This window comes from Allobosea sp. (genome assembly GCF_048595345.1).
Classification (GTDB): Bacteria; Pseudomonadota; Alphaproteobacteria; order Rhizobiales; family Beijerinckiaceae; genus Allobosea.
Genome location: NZ_JBMDWH010000220.1, coordinates 1 through 21,455, shown reverse-complemented (window position 1 = coordinate 21,455; position 21,455 = coordinate 1). Strand labels below are relative to the sequence as shown.

The 21,455-nt window shown below is 68.2% G+C and carries 21 protein-coding genes; 12 read left to right on the top strand and 9 right to left on the bottom strand.

Annotated elements, in window-relative coordinates:
- The first annotated feature begins 26 nt into the window (after positions 1-26).
- A complete protein-coding gene (locus ACOJTB_RS19525) occupies positions 27-2,012 on the top strand; it encodes an acetyl-CoA carboxylase biotin carboxylase subunit (protein WP_420104190.1) in 1,986 nt (661 codons plus the stop codon).
- 97 nt (positions 2,013-2,109) lie between these two features.
- Here ACOJTB_RS19525 and ACOJTB_RS19520 read toward each other — a convergent pair whose 3' ends face one another.
- Entirely contained in the window at positions 2,110-2,877 is a 768-nt protein-coding gene (locus tag ACOJTB_RS19520) for an SDR family NAD(P)-dependent oxidoreductase (RefSeq protein ID WP_420104189.1), read from the bottom strand.
- A gap of 33 nt (positions 2,878-2,910) precedes the next feature.
- On the opposite strand from ACOJTB_RS19520, the gene ACOJTB_RS19515 reads away from it, so the two are divergent.
- The 3 genes from ACOJTB_RS19515 (at position 2,911) to ACOJTB_RS19505 (ending at position 4,512) form a co-directional block, all read left to right on the top strand.
- Positions 2,911-3,267, top strand: a complete 357-nt coding sequence (locus ACOJTB_RS19515; protein ID WP_420104209.1) for a VOC family protein — start codon at positions 2,911-2,913, stop codon at positions 3,265-3,267.
- 65 nt (positions 3,268-3,332) lie between these two features.
- Complete coding sequence (locus ACOJTB_RS19510; protein ID WP_420104188.1) at positions 3,333-3,770, top strand: DUF1489 family protein; 438 nt, start codon at positions 3,333-3,335, stop codon at positions 3,768-3,770.
- A gap of 40 nt (positions 3,771-3,810) precedes the next feature.
- Positions 3,811-4,512, top strand: a complete 702-nt coding sequence (locus tag ACOJTB_RS19505) for a J domain-containing protein (RefSeq protein ID WP_420104187.1) — start codon at positions 3,811-3,813, stop codon at positions 4,510-4,512.
- 60 nt (positions 4,513-4,572) lie between these two features.
- Here ACOJTB_RS19505 and ACOJTB_RS19500 read toward each other — a convergent pair whose 3' ends face one another.
- Positions 4,573-6,138 carry a serine hydrolase gene (locus ACOJTB_RS19500; RefSeq protein ID WP_420104186.1) on the bottom strand — a complete coding sequence of 522 codons (1,566 nt, stop codon included), beginning with the start codon at positions 6,136-6,138 and terminating at the stop codon, positions 4,573-4,575.
- 374 nt (positions 6,139-6,512) lie between these two features.
- Here ACOJTB_RS19500 and ACOJTB_RS19495 point away from each other — a divergent pair, with 374 nt between their 5' ends.
- Positions 6,513-6,860: a phasin family protein gene (locus ACOJTB_RS19495; protein ID WP_420104185.1), complete on the top strand. Its 348-nt coding sequence runs from the start codon at positions 6,513-6,515 to the stop codon at positions 6,858-6,860.
- Between the two features lie 224 nt (positions 6,861-7,084).
- Here the strand turns inward: ACOJTB_RS19495 and ACOJTB_RS19490 are convergent, their stop codons facing one another.
- The 4 genes from ACOJTB_RS19490 to ACOJTB_RS19475 all read right to left on the bottom strand — a co-directional run bounded on the left by ACOJTB_RS19490 (position 7,085) and on the right by ACOJTB_RS19475 (position 10,205).
- Positions 7,085-7,519, bottom strand: a complete 435-nt coding sequence (locus ACOJTB_RS19490; protein WP_420104184.1) for a hypothetical protein — start codon at positions 7,517-7,519, stop codon at positions 7,085-7,087.
- A 40-nt stretch (positions 7,520-7,559) separates the two neighbouring features.
- Complete coding sequence (locus ACOJTB_RS19485) at positions 7,560-8,018, bottom strand: hypothetical protein (protein WP_420104183.1); 459 nt, start codon at positions 8,016-8,018, stop codon at positions 7,560-7,562.
- A gap of 146 nt (positions 8,019-8,164) precedes the next feature.
- Positions 8,165-8,674, bottom strand: a complete 510-nt coding sequence (locus tag ACOJTB_RS19480; protein WP_420104182.1) for a hypothetical protein — start codon at positions 8,672-8,674, stop codon at positions 8,165-8,167.
- Between the two features lie 46 nt (positions 8,675-8,720).
- Positions 8,721-10,205 (bottom strand): chromosome partitioning protein ParA, encoded by a 1,485-nt coding sequence (locus tag ACOJTB_RS19475; RefSeq protein WP_420104181.1) that lies wholly within the window; start codon positions 10,203-10,205, stop codon positions 8,721-8,723.
- 505 nt (positions 10,206-10,710) lie between these two features.
- On the opposite strand from ACOJTB_RS19475, the gene ACOJTB_RS19470 reads away from it, so the two are divergent.
- The gene (locus tag ACOJTB_RS19470) at positions 10,711-12,240 is read left to right on the top strand and encodes a UxaA family hydrolase (protein WP_420104180.1); all 1,530 of its coding nucleotides are present in this window, start codon (positions 10,711-10,713) and stop codon (positions 12,238-12,240) included.
- Between the two features lie 98 nt (positions 12,241-12,338).
- Positions 12,339-12,731, top strand: a complete 393-nt coding sequence (locus ACOJTB_RS19465) for a hypothetical protein (protein ID WP_420104179.1) — start codon at positions 12,339-12,341, stop codon at positions 12,729-12,731.
- A 47-nt stretch (positions 12,732-12,778) separates the two neighbouring features.
- Here ACOJTB_RS19465 and ACOJTB_RS19460 read toward each other — a convergent pair whose 3' ends face one another.
- Positions 12,779-13,963 (bottom strand): aminotransferase, encoded by a 1,185-nt coding sequence (locus ACOJTB_RS19460; RefSeq protein WP_420104178.1) that lies wholly within the window; start codon positions 13,961-13,963, stop codon positions 12,779-12,781.
- 113 nt (positions 13,964-14,076) lie between these two features.
- Between ACOJTB_RS19460 and ACOJTB_RS19455 the strand changes: the two genes are divergently transcribed.
- A complete protein-coding gene (locus tag ACOJTB_RS19455) occupies positions 14,077-14,838 on the top strand; it encodes an SIR2 family NAD-dependent protein deacylase (RefSeq protein ID WP_420104177.1) in 762 nt (253 codons plus the stop codon).
- A gap of 28 nt (positions 14,839-14,866) precedes the next feature.
- Here the strand turns inward: ACOJTB_RS19455 and ACOJTB_RS19450 are convergent, their stop codons facing one another.
- Positions 14,867-15,499, bottom strand: coding sequence for a LysE family translocator (locus tag ACOJTB_RS19450; protein ID WP_420104176.1), 633 nt, complete (start codon positions 15,497-15,499; stop codon positions 14,867-14,869).
- 263 nt (positions 15,500-15,762) lie between these two features.
- On the opposite strand from ACOJTB_RS19450, the gene ACOJTB_RS19445 reads away from it, so the two are divergent.
- Both ACOJTB_RS19445 and ACOJTB_RS19440 read left to right on the top strand, forming a co-directional pair.
- Positions 15,763-16,380: a cold-shock protein gene (locus ACOJTB_RS19445; RefSeq protein ID WP_420104175.1), complete on the top strand. Its 618-nt coding sequence runs from the start codon at positions 15,763-15,765 to the stop codon at positions 16,378-16,380.
- Between the two features lie 302 nt (positions 16,381-16,682).
- Entirely contained in the window at positions 16,683-17,756 is a 1,074-nt protein-coding gene (locus tag ACOJTB_RS19440; RefSeq protein ID WP_420104174.1) for an HD-GYP domain-containing protein, read from the top strand.
- 33 nt (positions 17,757-17,789) lie between these two features.
- On the opposite strand, the gene ACOJTB_RS19435 is transcribed toward ACOJTB_RS19440, so the two are convergent.
- Positions 17,790-18,140, bottom strand: coding sequence for a HesB/IscA family protein (locus ACOJTB_RS19435; protein WP_420104173.1), 351 nt, complete (start codon positions 18,138-18,140; stop codon positions 17,790-17,792).
- Between the two features lie 140 nt (positions 18,141-18,280).
- On the opposite strand from ACOJTB_RS19435, the gene ACOJTB_RS19430 reads away from it, so the two are divergent.
- A complete protein-coding gene (locus ACOJTB_RS19430; RefSeq protein WP_420104208.1) occupies positions 18,281-19,516 on the top strand; it encodes a deoxyguanosinetriphosphate triphosphohydrolase in 1,236 nt (411 codons plus the stop codon).
- Between the two features lie 190 nt (positions 19,517-19,706).
- Positions 19,707-21,455: arginine--tRNA ligase (argS, locus tag ACOJTB_RS19425; protein ID WP_420104207.1), on the top strand; the 1,749-nt coding region annotated here is incomplete at its 3' end.

Genomic DNA, 21,455 nt, shown 5'->3' with positions numbered 1-21,455 from the left:
AGGGCAGGTCTTCGAGGACGCCGCGCATGTCGATCGCCGCCAAGCTGCCATCCATCCTCATCGCCAATCGCGGCGAGATCGCCTGCCGCGTCATCCGCACGGCCAAGCGGCTGGGACTGCGCACCATCGCCGTCCATTCCGATGCCGATGCTGAGGCGCTGTTCGTGCAGATGGCCGACGAGGCCTGGCGGATCGGCCCGGCGCCTGCCCGCGAAAGCTATCTCGATGCGGAGACGATCCTCGCGGTGGCACGGGAATCGGGCGCCGCCTGCATCCATCCCGGCTATGGCTTCCTGTCGGAAAACGCCGAATTTGCCGAGGCCTGCGCCCCAGCCGGGATCATCTTTGTCGGCCCCCCGGCTTCCGCGATCCGGGCGATGGGGCTGAAGGACGCTGCCAAGGCGCTGGTCGAGAAGGCCGGCGTGCCGGTGGTGCCGGGCTATCACGGCGCCGAGCAGGAGGCCGGGTTCCTGCGAGGGGAAGCGCGGCGGATCGGCTATCCGGTGCTGATCAAGGCCGTCGCGGGCGGCGGCGGCAAGGGGATGAAGAAGGTCGATCGGCCCGAGGATTTCGACGAGGCGCTCGCGAGCGCCCAGCGCGAGGCCGCGAGCGCCTTCGGCGATGCGCGGGTGCTGGTCGAGAAATACGTGCTCTCGCCGCGCCATGTTGAAATCCAGGTCTTCGGCGACAGCCACGGCAACGTCGTGCATCTCTATGAGCGCGATTGCTCGCTCCAGCGCCGCCACCAGACGGTGATCGAGGAGGCGCCGGCGCCGGGCATGAGCGACGAGGTGCGCGCCGCCATGGGCAGGGCCGCTACCGAGGCGGCGCGCGCCGTCGGCTATGTCGGGGCCGGCACGGTCGAGTTCATCGCCGATGGGCGCGACGGGCTGAAACCGGATGGCTTCTGGTTCATGGAGATGAACACGCGGCTTCAGGTCGAGCACCCGGTCACGGAAGCGATCACGGGTCTCGACCTCGTCGAGCTGCAGCTGAAGGTCGCGGCCGGCGAGCCGCTCGGATTCACGCAGGCCGATGTTCAGGCGAAAGGTCATGCCGTCGAGGCGCGGCTTTATGCGGAAGATCCGGAAAAGGGTTTTCTGCCGTCGACCGGCAAGCTCTGGGCGCTGCAGTTCCCGGGAGGCGAGGGCATCCGCGTCGATAGCGGCGTCGAGGCGGGCGACACGGTGACGCCCTTCTACGATCCGATGATCGCCAAGGTGATTGCCCATGGCCCCACGCGCGACGAGGCGCTGGACCGGTTGTTGGCGGCGCTGAGCGAGACGGTGGTGGCCGGTCCGCGCACCAATCTCGCCTTCCTGAAGAAGCTGGCGCAGGCGGAAGGCTTCCGCAAAGGGCCATTCGACACAGGCTTCATCGAGCGCAACATGTCCGCCCTCGGCGCCGAGCCGCAGCCGCTCGATGCGGCTGCGGTGGCGGCGGCCGCGCTGCAACTCGAGGAGGAGCGGCAGCTCGACGGCGTGATGCGCGCGGCCGAGCGGGCTGATGGCGAGGCCTTCTCACCCTGGTTGGACTCCGATGCGTTTTCGCTGATGCCGCGCCCGCCGCTGGGGCTGCCGCTGATGGTCGATGGCGAGCGTGTCGAGGCGCGGATCGAGTGGCGTGAGGGGGGCGCCCGCGTCACCCTGCCGGGCCACGCCATCGACGAGGGCGAGCACGAGGTCGCGCTGGCCCAGGGCGAAGGCGGGGCCTGGTATGGTCTGCATCGCGGGCGACAGACGGCGGTCGCGCTGCTCGATCCCTTCGGCGTCGATCTCGACGCTGCGGCGGGCCGAGGCGGCGTCGTCAAGGCGCCGATGCATGGCAAGCTCGTCGCGCTCTTCGTCCAGCCGGGCGACGCCGTGGCGAAGGGCCAGCGCCTCGCCATCGTCGAAGCGATGAAGATGGAGCATGTGCTGACCGCGCCGCGCGACGGCACGGTCAGCGAGGTCGTCGGCGCGCCGGGAGCCCAGGTCGCGGAGGGGGCGAAGGTGGTGGTGATCGGGGAATAGGCGAGTCGGCAGAGTCGTTTGCCGGCTTTTGTTGAGAATTCACTTTGGTCGCTCGCCATGCCCCGGGATGATGGGGCCTGTTCGACCGCCAGTCCGTTCAATTGCGCCCGATCACCGGAAACTGCTCCACCTCGTAGATCTGGCCCGAGACGGGTGCGCTTTCGTCCGAAAGCCAGAAGGCGGTGTGGGCCGCGATCTCCTCGGGCTGCATGATGCGGCCGGTCGGGGCGCTGCGCTTCGGCACGCTCTTTTCCCAGCCGGCCGGCTTGCCTTCCTTGCGCTGGGTGGCGTCCTCGTTGGCTGTCCATGTCCAGCCGACATTGAGCTGGTTGACCCGGATGCGCTCGGCACCGAGGGCATCGGCCATGTTGCGTGTCATCGTCATCAGCGCGCCCTTCGACATCGAATAGACGGTGAGGGTGGCGAGCCCGCACCAGGCGTTGATCGAGCCCACCGTGACGATGGCGCCGCCGGAGCCCTGGGCGCGGAAGGCGCGGGTCGCCGCCTCGGCGCAGAGCAGCGGGGCGCGGGTGTTGATCGCGAAGACATGGTCGAAGAAGGCGGCGGTGGTTTCGCCCAGCACGCCGCGCGGATAGATGCCGGCATTGTTGACGAGGCCGTCGATGCGGCCGAATGCGGCGATGGTGGCGTCCACCAGTTCCTGCGCGGTGTCGGGTTCGGCGAGATCGCCGGCAAAGCCGCTGGTCGCGGTGCCGAGGCGAGCCACGGCCGCGTCGATCTCCGCCTCGTCGCGGCCGTGGATCAGGACGCGCGCACCCTCCGCGACCAGCCGCTCCGCCATCGCATAGCCGATGCCGGTCGAGGAGCCGGTGACGAGGATGGCTTTGCCTGACAGTCCATGCATGGTCTGCGTCCGTGTCTGGTTCGGGAGGTCGGGGTGAGGGTAAAGCGAATCGTTGCCAACATCGCAACCGCGGAGCCGGGGCTGGCGCAAGCGTTCTATGGCGATCTTTTCGGCCTGACCCTGGCTATGGATCATGGCTGGATTCAGACCTACGCGGCCGAAGCCGTGACGATGGCGCCGCAGCTGAGCTTCGCGGACGAGGGCGGCTCAGGCGCGCCGGTGCCCGATCTGTCGATCGAGGTCGACGATCTCGATGAGGTGCTCGGCCGAGCGCGGTCGGCCGGTCATGCGATCGCATATGGTCCGGTCGATGAGCCCTGGGGCGTCAGGCGCTTCTTCCTGCGCGATCCATTCGGGCGGCTGGTCAACGTGCTGGCCCATCGCGACTGACGGCCGGCTGTGGAGAAGCTCCGCAGAGGCTGGTCCGCAGCTGGCCGCGAGCCTATTTTGCGGTCATGGCCCTCCACCTGCTCAAGCTCTGCGTCGGCGCCGAATCGATCGGCGATCTGGAAGGCTGGATCGACGAGCGCATGGCCCTGCGCCGAACGCGCGGCGAGCCGCTCGAACAGCTGCACACCACGCGCATGGTGCCGAAGAAGGTCGAGGAGATTCTGGCGGGCGGATCGCTCTATTGGGTGATCAAGGGGCAGATCGCGGCACGCCAGCGGCTGACGGACATCCGCCCGTTCAAGGATGCGGACGGCATCGGCCGCTGCCATCTCGTGCTCGAGCCGGCCGTGGTGCCGGTGGCGCCGCGTCCGTTCCGGCCCTTCCAGGGCTGGCGCTACCTGCTGGAGACCGAGGCGCCGCGCGATCTGGCTGGGGATGACGCCGAGTTCGGCGAAATGCCGGAGGCGCTGCGGCGGGAGCTCGCCGGGCTCGGGCTGCTGTGAGCGGCGGCCTGCGGATCATATCGCCGGGGGGCGTGCGCTGATGGGCCTGCTCTACGGCCTCGCCACTCTGATCCTGATCTGGTGGGTGCTCAAATTCTTCGCCGGTACCGATCCCAAGAAGATGGCCCGCGTCGCCAAGACGTTCGGCGGCATCGCCGCATTGGGCGCGGCCGGGCTGCTGATGCTGCGCGGCCGCATGGATATGGCGATGGTGCTGGGCGGCGTCGGCGCCTGGCTCCTGGGCTGGAGCGCGACCGGACCCGGCGGCATCCGGTTTCCCTGGGGCGGCGGCAGGCCGAGCACGGCGGAAAGCCCGATGCTCGCCCTCGATCTGACGCCGGAGGGCGTCGCGATCGCGGGCCGCGTCACGGGCGGCACTTTCGCCGGGCGCGACCTCGCCGGGCTTCGCGCCGCCGAGATGACGGCGCTGATGCGCGAATTGCTGGCGCAGGACCCGGAGGGCGCCCGGCTGCTACAGGCATATCTCCACGGCGGGGCGCCCGGCGGGGGTGAAGACGCTGAGCGTCACGGCGACGCGGGGCAGGGCGGCGCGGCGCGCCCGAGCGCGATGACGCAGCAGGAGGCCAACGAGATCCTGGGGCTTCAGCCGGGGGCGAGCGAGGAGGCGATCCGCGAGGCCCATCGGGGCCTGATGAAGCGCATCCACCCGGATGCGGGGGGAACGAGCGGCCTTGCTGCTCGCGTCAATCAGGCCAAGGACGTCCTGCTGAAGCGACGATAGCGAGGGGTGTCCGGAGTGCGTCTGCGACATGGCGTGAACTCCTTTCCCTGATCCGTCCGGTCAGCTCTTGGTGGCGAAGCAGGAGAACCCGCCCCGCTTCAGCTTTGCGCAGGCGTTCTGGGCGTCCTTGGAGTCGTCGAAGCCGGCGAAGCGGGCGCGGAACAGGGTGGAACCGCCCTTGGCGACCTTCTCGGTGAAGCCGGCAACGCCGTTGAGAGAGGCGGCCGCCTTGGCCCGGGCGAGAATTTCCTTCGCCTTGGCCTCGTCATCGGTGGCGCCGAGCTGGATCACCCATTTGCCGGAGGCGACGACGGCGGCCTGGTGCGACACGGCCACGGGCTCCGGCGCAGCCGCCTTGGGCGTCTGCTCGGGCCGGCGGGCGATGCTGGCTGTGGTGTCGGCCTTCTCGGGCACGGTGCGTGCTTCGGCGACCTTGACCGGCTGCGGCGCGGGCTCGGCGACCTTCGCGATCGAGGAGGTGGTGTCGACATTGGCCGGCGGGCGCAGGACCTTGGCATCGGCGGGCTGGGCGCCGATCGACCAGCGCATCGCCGACGGCGTGGTGGTCGCGGTCACCGGGCGCATGCCGGAGAGCTGCAGCGGCTGGCCGGCGCTCGCCACCGGGCGCGGCGGGGCCATCGGTGTCTGGGTCGGCATCGGCGCATAGGCGCGTGCGGCGGCGGGCAGCGGTTCGCGGGCCGCGACCGGCTCGGGGCGAGGAACCGGGACCGGCGCGGGCTCGGCGGCGGCGATGCGCGGCCGCTCGACCGGCTTCACCCGCTCCTCGGGCGCTTCGCGCTCGGCCGCCTCGGCGACCATGGCGCGGCCGGAGGTGGCGGCGCGCGGCAGGTTCGCCAGGACGAGGTCGGTCATGATCTTGTCGCGCGAGGCGCCTGAGCGGCCGCCGAGCACGATCGAGACGATGTGCCGGCCCTCGCTCTTAGCCGAGGTCATCAGGTTGAAGCCCGAGGCGCGGGTGTAACCGGTCTTGATGCCGTCGACGCCCTCGACCTTGCCGAGCAGGCGGTTATGCCCGCGGATCGTGCGGCTGCCATACTGGAAGGCGCGCATCGAGAACATCGGGTAATATTTCGGGAAGCGCTCCTGGATGGCGCGCGCCAGCACGCTGAGGTCGCGCGCCGTGGTCAGGTTCGGCGGCGAGTGAGGCAGGCCGTGCGGATTGTAGAAGCGGGTCTGGCTCATGCCGAGCGCGCGGGCCTTGCGCGTCATCTGGTCGGCGAAAGCCTCCTCCGAGCCGGCGATGTTCTCCGCGACGACGACCGAGGCGTCGTTGGCCGAGAGCGTGATCATGCTCTTGATCGCGTCACCGACCGAGATGGTCGAGCCGGGGCGCAGGCCGATCTTGGTCGGCGGCTGCGAGGCGGCATAGGACGAGACCTTGAGCTCCGAATCCATGTCGAAGCGGCCGCGCTCCATCTGCTCGAACAGCATGTAGAGCGTCATGACCTTGGTCAGCGAGGCGGGGATGCGCGGCGCATCCTCGTTGACGGCATGCAGGGTGCGGCCCGTGCGGGCATCGACCACCATCGCCGCATAGGGCGGGGTGTAGCCGCCGCCGGCGGCATGATGCCGGCGCTTGCGCGCCTCGGCGGGGGAGGTCGCCATCGTCGCCGCGACGGCGGCGATACCAATCAGCCCTACGACGGCCCGCAGACGCGGCCGCCGCAACACAACGCAACCCAACACCATGGAACGCCCCGAACTCACGACCTTCAAGTCCGGCCCCTGCGCCTTGGTGACGTGGCGCGAAGGACACAGTTGGGAAGGTTAGGAGCGTGCGGTTACGGAGCGGTTAAAACTTGAATCGTTCCGGGCGGAACGAACTGCGCTGCGTGCATTGCGGCATGCGCTTGACATTCATGTTGCACTGCACAATATGGCGATCAGACCCCGGTGGTGCTCCGGCATCCGACTTGGGGCGGCGGTCGGTTCGCTCCGGCCGTTCAATCGAAGACCCGAGCGTTCCAAGGAGACACTCCATGATCCAGCAGTTCGAGACGTTCCAGAAGGCCTCCAAAGAAAACGTCGATGCCGCTCTTAAGGCTTTCGGCGCCACCTCCAAGGGTGTCCAGACCATCGCCGTCGAGACCTCCGACTATGCCAAGAAGTCCTTCGAGGCCTCCACCGCGACGCTCGAGAAGCTCGCCGGCGTGAAGACCTTCGACAAGGCCCTCGAGATCCAGGCCGACTACGTCAAGACCGCCTTCGAAGGCGCCGTCGCCCAGATGACCAAGATGGGCGAGCTCTACCAGGCTCTCGCCAAGGACGCCTACAAGCCGTTCGAAGGCATCGTCGCCAAGGCCGTCCCGGCTGCGCCGAAGGCCTGAGGTCAGCCGGCGGCGTCATGCCGCCGAATGAATGACCGCCTGACAGATCGAGCCCCGACCGAAAGGCCGGGGCTTTCGCTTTTTCGACGGGCCGGACGCGCAACGCCATGGGGCTTCGACCGTGGTCTCGGCCGCGCCGGCCCGATCCAGCCGCAAAAACCGGCAAGCGCGTGCCGATGCGTGGCTGATGGAGCCGTGGTCATGCGCCCCTTGGCAGGTCCACCTCACCGCTCGCTGCGGCCTTCCCGTGCCATCTGAAGCTGCAGATGCGCCTGGTGAAGCCATTGATCGACACCGGCGAGCAGGGGCTCTTGCGGCGGGTGCTCCCGCCTCAGTGCCAGGAGCTCGTCTTCGGCCGCCCTGGCTCGTGCCATTGCGGCTGCGGCATCGGCTTCCGCGAGCGTGGCGCGCTCGCGCGCCTCGTTCATCGCGGCGACGGCCTTGCGCGCGATCTCGACCGCGTTGCGCGTCATCAGCTCGGAGCGGCGCTGTGTCTCGCGGAGCTTTTCGCCGACATCCCGGATAAACTGGAGGGATGCGGACCAATCCCGCTCCAACGCCGCAGGCTCGGCCGGAACCTCCTCCCGACCGGCCGAGCGCGATACCAGCTCGGCGAAACGGGCGAAGACCTCCGCGTCCTCGTCGCCGGGTTCGGACAACGGTCCGGGTCGTTCGGGGCGGTCGAAACTCATCGCCGGCTCATCCCAGGAGACCGGAGAGCTCGAACTCGATCGCCTTCTGGAGACCCGCCAGATAATTCTCGGCCTCCGCTGTCCGCGCCTCCGCCTGGGCGAGCCGCGTGAGCAGCGCCGCTTCGCTCGCGGCCAGCTCCTCGCAGCGCGTCACCGCCGCCATGGCCAGCGCATTGGCCTGGGACTTCTCGTACTCGGCGGTTTCGAGCTTCTCCTGCCAGCTGCCGATCAGACGCTCGATCTCGTCCGTCCCGCCATGGCGCTCGCTCTTCTGCCGTCGCAGCTCCTCGCGCAGCGAGGCGATCTGCCGCCTCGCGGACTCGTTGTCCCGTTGCAGGATGCGGATCATCTCCGCCGCGCGTTCGACGCAGACCAGCGTCGCGTGGAAACTGGGATCGCTGCGCAGATTGGCCGCATGGCGCGCGGCGGGTTCCGCGGTCGGCACGGCCTGGGAAACCAGCTTCATGGGCATCGTGGTTTCGTCATTTCATTCATCGGGTGTCGCAGCGCGAGGTCGATCGTCCGACAGATCCACGCGGCTCGCATCGTCTGCGCTCCCTGTCGGTTCGAGGCAGCTTGCCGCCGCCCGACCCCGTCTCGCTGCGACGGGACTTAGCCGTGCATGGCGGGGCGTTGCTGATCCTGGGCGGCCGGGGCCACCTCGCTCTTGGTGAGAACCGGGGTGAAGGACGTCACGACGGCGTCGTGCAGCTTGGCGAGCCAGGTTTCGGCTTCGATGGCCCGGGCCTCAGCCGCATCGGCCTTGGCCTGCATCTGCGCCAGCTTCCTATCGCCCTCGGCGACGAGCTCGTTGAGCCGCTGGATCTCGGAGGTCGCCTCCTTGAGGACTTCGGCGAGATGCTCTTCGAGCTGGTTGGCCCGCTCCTCGCCGACCCGGATCGCCTCGCTGGCTTCACGCACCAGTTCGAGCGCAGAGCCATAGTCCCGCGCCGCGGCCGGCAAGGCCTTCTCGGCTTCCGCGACGAATTCGTCGATGGAGGGCAGGGACAGCGACACGACCTTGTCGCCGAGGCCCAGCGACGACACGGGGCGGGCGCGCAGCACGGTGGCGGTCGTGGCGGACGGGGTGGCGGAGATCCCCTTGATGGCTTGGTCTGTCATGCTCGAATCCTGGCTTTCGGGATCTGTCGTGAAGGGGCCGGCGTCGTCAGGCGGGTTTGTTCGGCGGCGCGAAGGGGCGGACATTGCTGCTGCCTTCGACGGTGTCGCCGTCCTGGTTCGTGTCGGTCGCCTCTTCGCGCCAGGTCCGGCCGGAGCGCTTCAGGGCCTCGTGCTGCTTCTGCAACGCCACGCGCGTCTCCCGGGCGATATCGAGAGCGCCCTGCAGGAGCGTGCGTTCCGAACGCTCGTTTTCGAGATCCTCGGTGAGTCGCCGGATGCCGAGTTCCAGCTCGTTGCGAGCCGATTCGTGCTTGCGCGTCAGCTCGGCGATGCGATCGGTCAGGCTGGTGTTGCGGATCACCGCCTGCTCCAGCGCCGAATCCTTGGCTGCTAGCGCCTTGTTGAGCATGACGGTCCGGCCGTCGAGCTCGGTGCGGACGCGCTGCATCTCCTGGAAGCGCTCCGTCTGGCGCTGCAGATCGGCCTGCAAGGCCTCGACGCGGCGCTCGGCGGTGGCGCGCGCGATGCTCGCCTCCTTGAGATTGCGCTCGGCGATGCGATGCGCCTCGTCCTTTTCCCGCAGCAGGTTGCGCGTCTGGGAGAGCAGTTGCTCGTTGGTCGCCGCGCGGTTCTCCGCGGCTTCGAGCTTCATGCCCAGGGCTGCGCGCTCGGTCTTGTAGCTCCCGAGCTCGACCTCGTATTGCGCCTCGGCCCGCTGGCGGGCCTCCGTCTCGGCGAGCAGTTCGGCCTCGACGGCGCGCAGCTTCTGCCGGTTGGCATCGGCCGTCGCCTCGAGGTCCTTGTGGCGCACCGTCAGCTCCGCGAGATGGGCGCTCTGCTCCTCGCTGAGGATCTGAAGCTTTCGGCTGTCCTGATCGAGGATGGCCAAGCGCTCGCGGGCGGTGAGCAGCTCGTGCTCGGAGCGCGACAGGGCCGAGTCAGCCGCCTGCGCCTCCAGGCGCAGCGCCTTGTTCTCGCCGGTCAGCGCCTTGTTCTGCTCGCTCTCGCCGAACAGCTGGCGCTCCAGGTTCTCGATGGCCAGCAGCTTGTCGCGCAGGGTGATCGCCTGCTCGGCAATGGTCCGCTCGCGGTCGATGAGATCGTCCTCGGCCTTGTCGGCGCGGGCGACCGCGTCGGACAGCTCGTTCGACAGCGTGGCGACCTTGAGCTGAAGATCGCTCAGATCCTGGCGGACGCCGCCATGCGCCTGCCGCTCCTGGGCGAGCGACGTTTCCAGTTCGGCGATGCGCATGCTGGAGCGGGGCAGCTCGTCGCTGATCTGAACCAGAGGCTCCAGGATCGCCGAGAAATCGTCGCGCAGGCCCCGCAGATCGTCGAGCCGGTCGAGCATGACGCTGATGCGTTGCCGCACGACCTCGTCACGCTGTCCGATGGCATCGAGCGCCAGAGGCTGCTTCGGCGTGGTGGCCGATTGGCGCGGCGCTGCGCCGGCCTCGCGCGGGACGGGCACCTGATCGTCCTGCGCGGCGGGAGCTCCGGAGAGAACACTGCGGAAGGTTTTCCACGCCATGACGTTCCACGATCCCGTTCGGCCCGTCCCTCCGTCTCCCACCGAGCTGCGCCGGCAGCCGATCCATCGACGATCGAACGGCGATCCGAGCGCAGCCGGTCGAGCCTGGCTCAACGACGCCTGACGGCGGGAAGGCCTTCAAAATACGATGGAAAGTGGAAATTCCGAATCGACGTTGGTCGTTATATTTCTGCGACAGAGATGTATCATCGGGGCGTCGGAGCGTCCAGCGATCGACGACATCATTTTAACCCAACGTTAACGACATCCGGCCTGGCGCCGCGAATCATGCGGATCGCGTATCCGGGCCATTCGCTATGCCGGTGCCGCGGATGTCCCGGCTGCTCGCGGTGCCTCTTCATCGCGTCCGTCGCGATAGCCCGCCGGCGACGGACGCCCGCCCTCCGGCATGGCAGACCTCTCCTTGAAACGATTGAAAACGATGCAGGATAGGCGCATCTCTAGGCATGCGCCGCCAATTGTGCGCGCCAGAGGTTCCGGTCCCATGCTCGACAAATCCGTCCCGCCCCGCACGTTGCGGCTCAACGCCGCCGACAATGTCGTCGTCGCGGTCGATCCGATCGACGCCGGCGTCACGGCCGCGGGTATAGAGGCGCTGAAGCGCATCCCGCGCGGGCACAAGATGGCGATTTCGCCGATCGCCAAGGACCAGCCGATCCGGAAATTCGGCCAGATCATCGGCTTCGCCACGACCGACATCCCGCCGGGCGAATGGGTCCACGAACACAATACCGGCTTCCACGCCTTCGAGCGCGATTACGCCTATGCCGCCGAGGCGAAGCCCGAATTCGTGCTGCCGGTCGAGCAGCAGGCGACCTTTCAGGGCTTTCGCCGCGCCAACGGCAAGGCCGGCACGCGCAACTATGTCGGCATCCTGACCTCGGTGAACTGCTCGGCCTCGGCCGCGCGCTTCATGGCGGAGGAGGTGAAGCGCTCCGGCCTGCTCGCCGATTACCCCAATGTCGACGGCGTCATCGCACTGACCCACGGCACGGGCTGCGGCATCGACTACAACGGCGAGAGCTTCGAGGTCCTGAAGCGCACCACCTGGGGCTATGCCTGCAACCCGAACATGGCGGCGGTGCTGGTCGTCGGGCTGGGCTGCGAGGGCTTCCAGATCAGCCGCATGAAGGAAGCCTATGGCGTCACCGAGAGCGATGTCTTCCGCACGCTCACGATCCAGGAGACGGGCGGCACCCGTAAGGCGGTGGCCGCCGGCATCGACGCTTTGAAAACGATGCTGCCGATCGCCAACCGGGCGCAACGCGAGACGGTTCCGGCCTCCGAGCTGATGCTCGCGCTGCAATGCGGCGGGTCCGACGGCTATTCCGGCATCACCGCCAATCCGGCGCTGGGTGCGGCGGTCGATATCCTTGTGGAGCAGGGCGGCACGGCCATTCTTTCGGAGACGCCCGAGATCTATGGCGCCGAGCATCTGCTGACGCGCCGGGCCGCGACGCGCGAGGTCGGCGAGAAGCTCGTCGGCATCATCAAATGGTGGGAGGATTATACCGCCCGCGCCCGGATGGACATGAACAACAATCCCTCGCCGGGCAACAAGGCGGGCGGGCTCACCACCATTCTGGAGAAGTCGCTGGGCGCGGCGGCCAAGGGCGGCACGAAGACGCTCTCGGCGGTCTATCACTATGCCGAGCCGGTGAAGGCCAAGGGCTTCGTCTATATGGACACGCCCGGCTACGACCCTGTCGCCGCGACGGGGCAGGTCGCGGGCGGCGCCAACATCCTCGCCTTCACGACGGGGCGAGGTTCGGCCTATGGCTGCAAGCCCACGCCCTCGGTGAAGCTCGCGACCAACACGCCGATCTACGAAAAGATGATCGACGACATGGACATCAATTGCGGCGACGTTCTCGACGGCGTCAGCCTCGAGCAGAAGGGCCGCGAGATTTTCGAGACGCTGCTGAAGGTCGCATCCGGCGAGCGCAGCAAGTCCGAGCAGCTCGGCTATGGCGACGCCGAATATGTGCCCTGGCAGATCGGCGCCACGATGTGATTTTCCGGCACGCGGGGGTTGAATCCGTCCCGGGCCCGCTGCGACAAAGGAGCGCGCCGGCTCTGGCCGGGGTCATCCTGTCATTGGCCCGGAAATCCATGAAGACTCTCGCCCTCGTCACCATCCCGCGCATCCTGCTCGGGCTCATCTTCCTCGTCAGCGCCGTCGACGGTTTCTGGTGGCTCGCCACTGGCGCGCATCTGATCCACCCGCCGACCAGCCCGCGCGGCCTCGCCTTCGAGACAGCGCTGCAGGATTCCGGTTTCTTCTGGCCCTTCCTGAAGACGATCAATCTCGCCGGCGCGCTGAGCCTGATCGCGAATGTCGCACCGGCCCTCGGACTGGCGCTGATCGCGCCTGTCATGGCGGTGATCGTGCTGTTCCATCTGACCATCAATCCGCAGGGCCTGCCGGTCGCGGTGCTGCTGGTGGTACTGGGCTCGCTGCTGCTCTGGGCCTACCGCGACCGCTACGCCGCGCTGTTGAGGTAAGGGCCGCAGCAGGCCGCTTGCGTGCTGCGCGCCCCCCGGTACGGGAGCTAGATCGCGAAGCCGCTGAGCCGTTCGCCGAGCAGGCCGATCCGGTCGGCGCCGACATTGGCGATGGCGATGCGCAGATGGTTTTCCTGGCCCGGGCCGAAATAGGGGCCGGGCAGAGCGAGCACGCCGCGCTGGCGGGCCAGGGCCTGCGCCACCTCGGCTGCCGGCACATCCGCGAAAGGATGGGCGACATAGGCGAAATAGGCGCCGGCCGACAGCACGCGCCAGCCGCTGAGGGGCGTCATCGCCTGCCGGAACAACTCGGCGCGCTGGTTGATGGCCGCGCGGTTCTCCTCGCGCCAGGGGCGGATGGCGTCGATCGCCCAGGCCACCGCCGCCTGACCTGCCCGTACCGGGCTGATCTGCACGCAATCGATGACCTTGCCGATCTGGGCCAGCACCGGCTCACCGGCCGTGATCGCGCCGAGCCGCCAGCCCGGCACGGCGTAGGCCTTGGAGAAGCTGTAGAGCCCGATCACGGAGTCCCGCCAATCCTTTGCCGCGAAAACTTCATGAGGCGAATCAATCCCGGCAGGCAGGAAATCGCGGTAGGTCTCATCGAGCACCAGCCAGATCCCGCGGCGGGCGCAGAGCGCCGCGAAGGCGGCGATGGTCTCCGGCGGATAGACCGCCCCGGTCGGGTTGTTGGGCGTCACCAGAACGATCGCGCGGGTACGGGCGTCGATCAGCGCCTCGGCCGTCGCGACATCGGGCACGAAGCCGGCCGCCGGGTCGCAGGGCAGCGGCCGGGCTTCGACGCCCAGCATGGTCAGCGTCATTTCGTGGTTGAAGTACCACGGCGTCGGCAGCAGCACATTGTCGCCAGCGCGGGCCAGCGCCATCATCGTCATCACATAGGCCTGGTTGCAGCCGGAGGTGATCGCGACCTCGCCGGGGCCGAAGCTGCCGCCATAGATGCGGCCGATCTCGGCGGCATAGGCCTCGCGCAAGGCCTGATCGCCGGTGATCGGGCCGTAGCGCGTGGCTGCCGGATCGGCAGCGGCGGCGGCCAGTTTCTCCAGCAGGGCGTCCGGCGGCGGGGAGCCCGGCACCGCCTGCGACAGGTCGATCAGCGGCCCGGCGGCGCCGTCATAGGCGCGCGCCCAGCCTTGCGCCTCCGGGATCGGCGGGGTGCCGGTGTCGATGAGATCGGGGTTGAGCGCGGGGCTGTGATCGCTGGCCATGGCGCAGCTTTGCGGCGTGGCGAGGCCACCCGTCAATCGCCTTGGCAGGGGCCCGAACCAATCCCATATCCGGAACGTTTCCAAACGCCTTCAACCAGCTCGCGGATGGGTCGATGCAGGACGAGACCGAGGACGCCATCGCCGAACTGCATGCGATGCTGGCGCGGGCGGAGCGGATCGTCAGCTTCACCGGTGCGGGCATCTCCACCGAGTCGGGCGTGCCGGATTTCCGGACCCCCGGTTCGCCCTGGATGGTCAACAAGCCGATCCCGTTCGAGGCCTTCGTGAACAGCCGCGAAGCGCGCATCGAAGCCTGGCGGCGGAAATTTACCATGGACGACCATTATCGCGATGCACGGCCCAATATCGGCCACCGCGCGCTGGCCGAGCTCGTCGCGCGGGGGCGCTCGCCCGCCATCGTCACGCAGAACATCGACGGTCTGCATCAGGCCTCGGGCGTCCCGGCAGACCAGGTGATCGAGCTGCATGGCAACGGCACCTACGCGACCTGCCTCAACTGCGGCTGGCGGCACGAACTGGCCGCCATCAGGCCGCCCTTCGAGTCCACGGGCGAACCGCCAGCCTGCATCATGTGCGCCGGGCCGGTGAAGTCGGCGACGATCTCCTTCGGCCAGGCGATGCCGCAGGAGGCGATGATGAAGGCGCAGGCGCTCGCGCTGGAATGCGACCTTTTTCTCGTCGTCGGCTCCTCCCTCGTGGTGTTTCCGGCGGCGACGCTGCCGGTGATCGCCAAGCGCCAGGGCGCCAGGCTCGTCATCCTCAATCGGGAGCCCACGGAACTCGACGCGATCGCCGATCTGGTGATCCGCGCGGAGATCGGGCCGGCGCTGGCGCCGCTACTGGAGCCGCGCTGACGAAGCACTCTGTGCCCGGCGCGATGGTCTAGTCCCTGGACGCCAGCGCCAGCCGCAGCGCCAGCGCCCCGAAGACGACGCCCAGAATGCGTTGCGGCAGACGCGCGAGCTGCGGCCTCGCGGCGATGGCGCGCCCGAGGCGTCCGGCCATCAGGATGACGATCCCGTTCGGGATCAGGCCGATCAGGTTCAAAACCGTCGCCAGGACGATCACCTGGGCAGCGACCGACCCCGCTTCCGGGTGGATGAACTGCGGCAGGAGGGCGAGCATGAACAGCGCCATCTTCGGATTGAGGACATTGCTCATCAGCCCCTGGAGGAAGATGGTCCGGCCCGGCATCCGTGCTGCATCCGCGGCCGGGGCGAAGAGCGCCGCGTTGGCCCGCAAGGTGGTCCAGGCCAGCCAGGCGAGGTAGGCCGCTCCGATCCAGCGAAGAACATCATAGGCGGCGGGGACGAGCAGGAAGAGCTGCGAGAGCCCGAAGGCGACGGCCAGCGCCTGAAGGTAGCATCCGGTGGCGATGCCCAGATATGTCAGGAGGCCGGCGAACCGCCCCTGGCTCAGGCTGCGCGAAGCGATCAGCATCATGTCCGGGCCTGGCGTGATCGTCCGCGCAAGGCAGGCCGCCGCGAAGAGAAGAAGCGTCGCTGTATCGGGCATGAGTGATTCCGCACTGGGTGGTCGCCCCTTCTTTAGCAGCGCCGATGTCAGCGGCATCGCGCCGGTATCCCCTGGCACATGCGCTTTTCCTCCATGTCACCCTTTTGCCACAATCCGGCAAATTGCCTTCGGCTTCCCCTCGACGGGCGGGGCTCACGCAGCGTCATCATGTGGACGGCCCCTGCGGGACTCTTCCGCGCCGTCTTGCCGGTGATATCGTGATTGGCGCGAATCAGATGTCTGCGTTGGGGGATGAGCGGCACATGTCGGACGAGTTCGGTGAGAGCGGGCGGCCACCGATGGGTCCCATCCAGTCCCTCAATCGCGTGGTGCGTCTCGATGGCGGTGCCGGGGCCGTCTCCGAGGCTCCGGTGGAGATCGTCGGCTATGTGAAATGGTTCGACGTGTCGAAAGGCTACGGCTTCGTCGTGCCCGAGACGGGCGGATCCGATATCCTGCTCCACGTCACCATTCTGAAGCGCGACGGATTCAACGCGATAGCGGAAGGAGCTCGCATCGTGCTCGAAGCGATCGAGAAGCAGCGCGGGCGCCAGGCGGTGCGCGTTCTCTCGATCGACACCTCCGTCGCGCCGCACCCCTCCGAGCTGCCCTTGCCGCGCACCAATGTCAGCGTGACTGCGACGAGCGGGCTGGAGCGCATGGTGGTGAAGTGGTTCAACCGCCTGCGCGGCTTCGGCTTCGTCTCCAAGGGCGAGGGCGCGCCCGACGTCTTCGTCCATATGGAGACCCTGCGCCGCTACGGGCTCGTCGAGCTCATTCCGGGGCAGACGGTGCTGGTGCGTTACGGGCCCGGGCCCAAGGGGCTGATGGCGGCCGAGATCCATCTGGAGCAGGCCGCTTCGGCGACGATCGCCCACTGATCCACGAGGCTTGCGCGCAAAGCCGGTCCGAGCCCAGGCGCTCCGGCCGGCTTTCACCTGTCCGGCGCTGCCGAGACCCAAGGGGCACCGCCGCCGGAACCGCCGCGACGCTTGCCGCTCGTGCTCCGGCAGCGTCCGGCACGGCAGCGGCCAAAAAGAAGACGGTGATGTGACGATCACCTCGTGATTCTTCGGTTGGCTTTACGCTTCGTCAATTCGATCCGGCGAAGGATGCGGGCTACCGTTGGAGCTCGAAGACTATCCTCCTTCTCGTCAGCGATCGCGATCAGCAGCGCCTCTCGTTGCAGCGGGCGCTCTCGGTCTGGGGCCAGTGCCAGGCGTTCGATCCTGCCGCGATCGACGATGTCCGGGCCGCGGCCGGCTCCCTTCTCGTCGTCGATATCGATCTGGCCGACCGCGAGACCGTGGTGCATGTCCGCTCCGGGCTGGAGCCGCATCGGCGTGCCGGCGCCAACTGCCTGTTCCTGTTGCGGGACATGTCGGCGCGCTGCCAGACGCAGGCCAATGCGCTGGGCGCCAAGCAGGTCCTGCCGGCCGACACACCCCTGCCGATCCTGCTCGACAGCGTCGGCACCCTGCTCGGCAAGATGCCGAAGGGCGGGGGCGCATCAGCCGCCATCCCGCGAAATTTCATCGCCGCCTCGGCCGCCTTTTCCGGGGTGATGGACGCTGTCGCCGCGGGCCGGGCCATTCCGCTGCAAGCCATCGACGACAGCGTCGAGGCGCTGAACCGTGGGGCCGACAGCGCCGACCTCAACAGTTGGCTGGACCTCGTCTGGCAGCACGACGACGCGACCTATCAGCACTGCCTGCTGGTCTCGGGCCTGGTGGCGGCTTTCGCCCAGCGGCTCGGCTTTCGCGAGCATGACCGCCAGTTGATCACCCGTGCCGCCGTGCTGCACGATGTCGGAAAGGCGCGCATCCCGCTCGATATCCTGCGCAAGCAGGGGCCGCTCGACGAGGGCGAGCGGATGGTGATGCGTCGTCATCCGGCGCTCGGGCACGATCTTCTGGTTGCGCAGGGCGGCTTTCCGCCGCTTCTGCTGGCGGGGGTGCTGTCGCATCACGAGATGCTGGACGGCTCGGGCTATCCCAACGGGATCGGCGCCGGCCAGCTGCCGGACCTCGTGCGGATGATCACCGTCTGCGACATCTATGGCGCGTTGATCGAGAATCGCCCCTACAAGGCTCCGATGGCGCCGGAGGAGGCTTTCACGATCCTCCTCGGCATGGGCGACAAGCTCGATATCGATCTGGTGCGGGTCTTCGGCGATGTGGTGCTGGATGCCGCCGCCGGGCGGCTAAGAGCCAAAATACCCGGATCGCAGCAGGCGCCGGCCATCCGCGTCGCCTGAGCCTGCCGTCCCCTGGCGAGGTCCCCTCTCGGCTCAGATCGCGAAGGACGTGCCGCAGCCGCAGGAGCTGGTCGCGTTCGGATTGGTGATGCGGAAGGACTGGCCGACGAGATCGTCGACGAAGTCGATGGTGCAGCCGGCCAGAAGATCGAGCGAGGTCTCGTCGATCACCACCGTGGCGCCGTCGCGCTCGATGACGAGGTCGTCCTGCGCCTTTTCCCGGGCCACGTCGAAGATGTACTGGAAGCCCGAGCAGCCGCCGCCGGCGACGCTGACCCGCAGCATCGCGCCGGGCGGCTCCTTCGCCATGACCGCGACGATGCGCCGGGCGGCGTTGCCCGTGACCGCGATGCCGCGTGAATCGATCGCGAGATCGGTCGACATGATCTGTTCCTCATAGGATGCCGGGTCGCGGATGCCGCTTGCACCCTCGTCCGTCCAAAAGGTAATGCCGGCCCGGCGCCGCCACAAGCGGCCGGCGCGAGGAGGCTGCCATGCCCCAGGATTCCGCCGACCCGGTCGCCATGCCGCCCGCCTTCCTGCCGCCGCCCGGGCTGGAGCCCGGCGAGCGCTGGCGCGCGCCCTATGCCTGCCGATCCTCGGCGAGCCGGGGGCGGCTGATCGGCGAGCCGGCTTCTGCGACGCGCGGCGAGTTCCAGCGCGACCGCGACCGCATCATCCACTCCACCGCCTTCCGCCGCCTGAAGCACAAGACGCAGGTCTTCGTCTCGCATGAGGGCGATCACTACCGCACGCGGCTGACGCATACGATCGAGGTCGCGCAGATCGCCCGCGCGCTCGCCCGGGCGCTGGGGCTGGACGAAGACCTGGCGGAGGCGCTCGCACTCGCCCACGACCTCGGGCACACGCCCTTCGGCCATACCGGCGAGGATGCGCTGGAAGCCTGCATGGCAGCGTTCGGCGGCTTCGACCACAATGCCCAGACCCTGCGGATCGTGACGCGGCTGGAGCGGCGCTATGCCGATTTCGACGGGCTGAACCTGAGCTGGGAGGCGCTTGAGGGACTGGTGAAGCATAACGGCCCGCTGCTCGACGCTGCCGGCCGGCCGACGCAGCGCTATGCCGCGAGAGGCATTCCGGCCGCGATCGTCGAATATCAGCAGCGGCAGGATCTGTGGCTGGAAAGCTTCGCCTCGGCCGAGGCGCAGGCGGCGGCACTGGCCGACGACATCGCCTACAACGCCCACGACATCGACGATGGTTTGCGGGCGGGGCTCTTCGGCCATACAGAACTCAGGGCCGTGCCGTTTCTCGACGAGTTGCTGGGCGAGATCGAGCGGCTGCATCCCGGGCTGGAGCGCGGCCGCCTGACCAACGAGCTGGTGCGCCGCGTGATCACCCGCTTCGTCGAGGATGTGATCGGTGAGACGCAGGCCCGGCTCGCCGCGCTGGCACCGGCCGATGCCGATGCGATCCGCCGGGCGGATGCGCCGGTGGTGGCCTTCTCCCCACCGATCGCCGTCGCCGACCGCGACATCAAGGGGTTTCTCTATCCCAACATGTATCGCCATGCCCGGATCGTGCCGATCCGCGAGCGGGCGGCGCAGGTGGTGCGCGATCTCTTCGCGCGCTTCGCCGACGATCCTGCCGCGATGCCGGCCGAATGGGCGGCGGGCTGCGACGGGCTGGACGAGCCGCGCCGCATGCGGCGCATCGCCGACTATATCGCCGGCATGACCGACTGGTATGCGCTCGACGAGCATCGCCGGCTGTTTGACGCCACTCCCGCGCTGCGATAGGGCCGGGCGGCGCTGTTTTAACGGCTCAAGCCCTAGCCAGCCCTCATCCTGAGGGGCAGCCGAAGGCTGCGTCTCGAAGGATGCTCCAGCCTGCGCCGGAGCCTCCTGGACCATCCTTCGAGACGCGCTTCGCAGAAGCGCTCCTCAGGATGAGGTCTGAGAAGCTTCAAGCGAACCAAACGTGACCGCGATGAACCTGTTCGAGACCTATTCCGCCCGCATCCATGCCGCGCTCGCCGCGCTGGCCGAGCGAGGGGCGCTGCCGGCCGGGCTGAACCTCTCGCGCGTCGTGGTCGAGCCGACCAAGGATCCCGCCCATGGCGATCTTGCCACCAATGCGGCGATGGTGCTCGCCAAGGAGGCCGGCACGAACCCGCGCGCGCTGGCGGGGCTGCTGGTCGAGGAGCTCTGCAAGGACGCCGAGATCACCAAGGCCGAGATCGCCGGCCCCGGCTTCATCAACCTGACCCTGAGGCCCGATGTCTTCACCGCGATCCTCAAGGGCGCGATCGAAGCCGGGACCGAATATGGGCGCGGCCGGGCCAAGCCGCAGCCGCGCGTCAATGTGGAATATGTCTCCGCCAACCCGACCGGGCCGATGCCTGTCGGCCATGGACGCGGCGCGGTGTTCGGCGATGCGCTGGCGCGGCTGCTGGCCTTCGCCGGCCATGACGTGACCCGCGAATACTACATCAACGATGCCGGGGCGCAGGTCGATGTCCTCGCCCGCTCGGCGTTCCTGCGTTATCGCGAGGCGCTGGGCGAGACGATCACGATCCCGGAAGGACTCTATCCGGGCGACTACCTCAAATCGGTCGGGGAGGCGCTGGCGAAGGCCCATGGCGCGGCGCTGACGGACAAGCCCGAAGGCGAATGGCTGCCGCTGGTGCGCAACGCCGCCATCGACGGCATGATGGACATGATCCGCGACGATCTCGCCGCGCTGGGCGTCGTCCACGACGTGTTCTTCTCGGAGCGGTCGCTTCAGGCCGTGGACGGGCACAAGGACGCGGTGGCCGAGACGATCGCCGATCTGCGCGCGCGGGACCTCGTCTATGAGGGTCGCCTGCCGCCGCCCAAGGGCCAGAAGGACGAGGATTGGGAGGATCGCGAGCAGACCCTGTTCCGCGCCACCCAGTTCGGCGACGACGTCGACCGGCCGCTGCTGAAGTCGGATGGCAGCTACACCTATTTCGCCAACGACATCGCCTATCACCGCTCGAAGTTCACCCGCGGCTTTTCCGAGATGATCGATGTCTGGGGCGCCGACCATGGCGGCTACGTCAAGCGCATGCAGGCGGCGGTGAAGGCCGTGTCTCACGGCGAGGGCGCGCTCGACGTCAAACTCTGCCAGCTCGTCAAGCTGCTGCGCAATGGCGAGCCGGTGAAGATGTCCAAACGCTCGGGCGATTTCGTCACGCTGCGCGAGGTCATCGACGAGGTCGGCCGCGATGCGGTGCGCTTCATGATGATCTTCCGGAAGAACGACGCGACGCTGGATTTCGACCTCGCCAAGGTGGTCGAGCAGTCGAAGGACAATCCGGTCTTCTACGTCCAGTACGCGCATGCGCGCTGCGCCTCGATCTTCCGCCAGGCGGGCGAGGCCTTCCCCGATCTCGATCTGTCGCCTGCCGCCCTGGCGCAGGCGGATCTATCGATCCTGACCGACGAGGCGGAGATCGGCATCGTGAAGATGATCGCGGCCTATCCGCGCGTCGTCGAGGCGGCGGCGACGGCTCACGAGCCGCACCGGCTGGCCTTCTTCGTGCATGAACTGGCGAGCGCCTTCCACTCGCTGTGGAACAAGGGCAAAGACTCGCCGCAATTACGGTTCGTTAATCAAACTGATCGAAAGTCGACCCTGGCGAGATTGGCGTTCGTGCATGCGGTGCGCGGCGTTCTTGCTTCCGGTCTGGCTGTCGCCGGAGTTGCGGCGCCG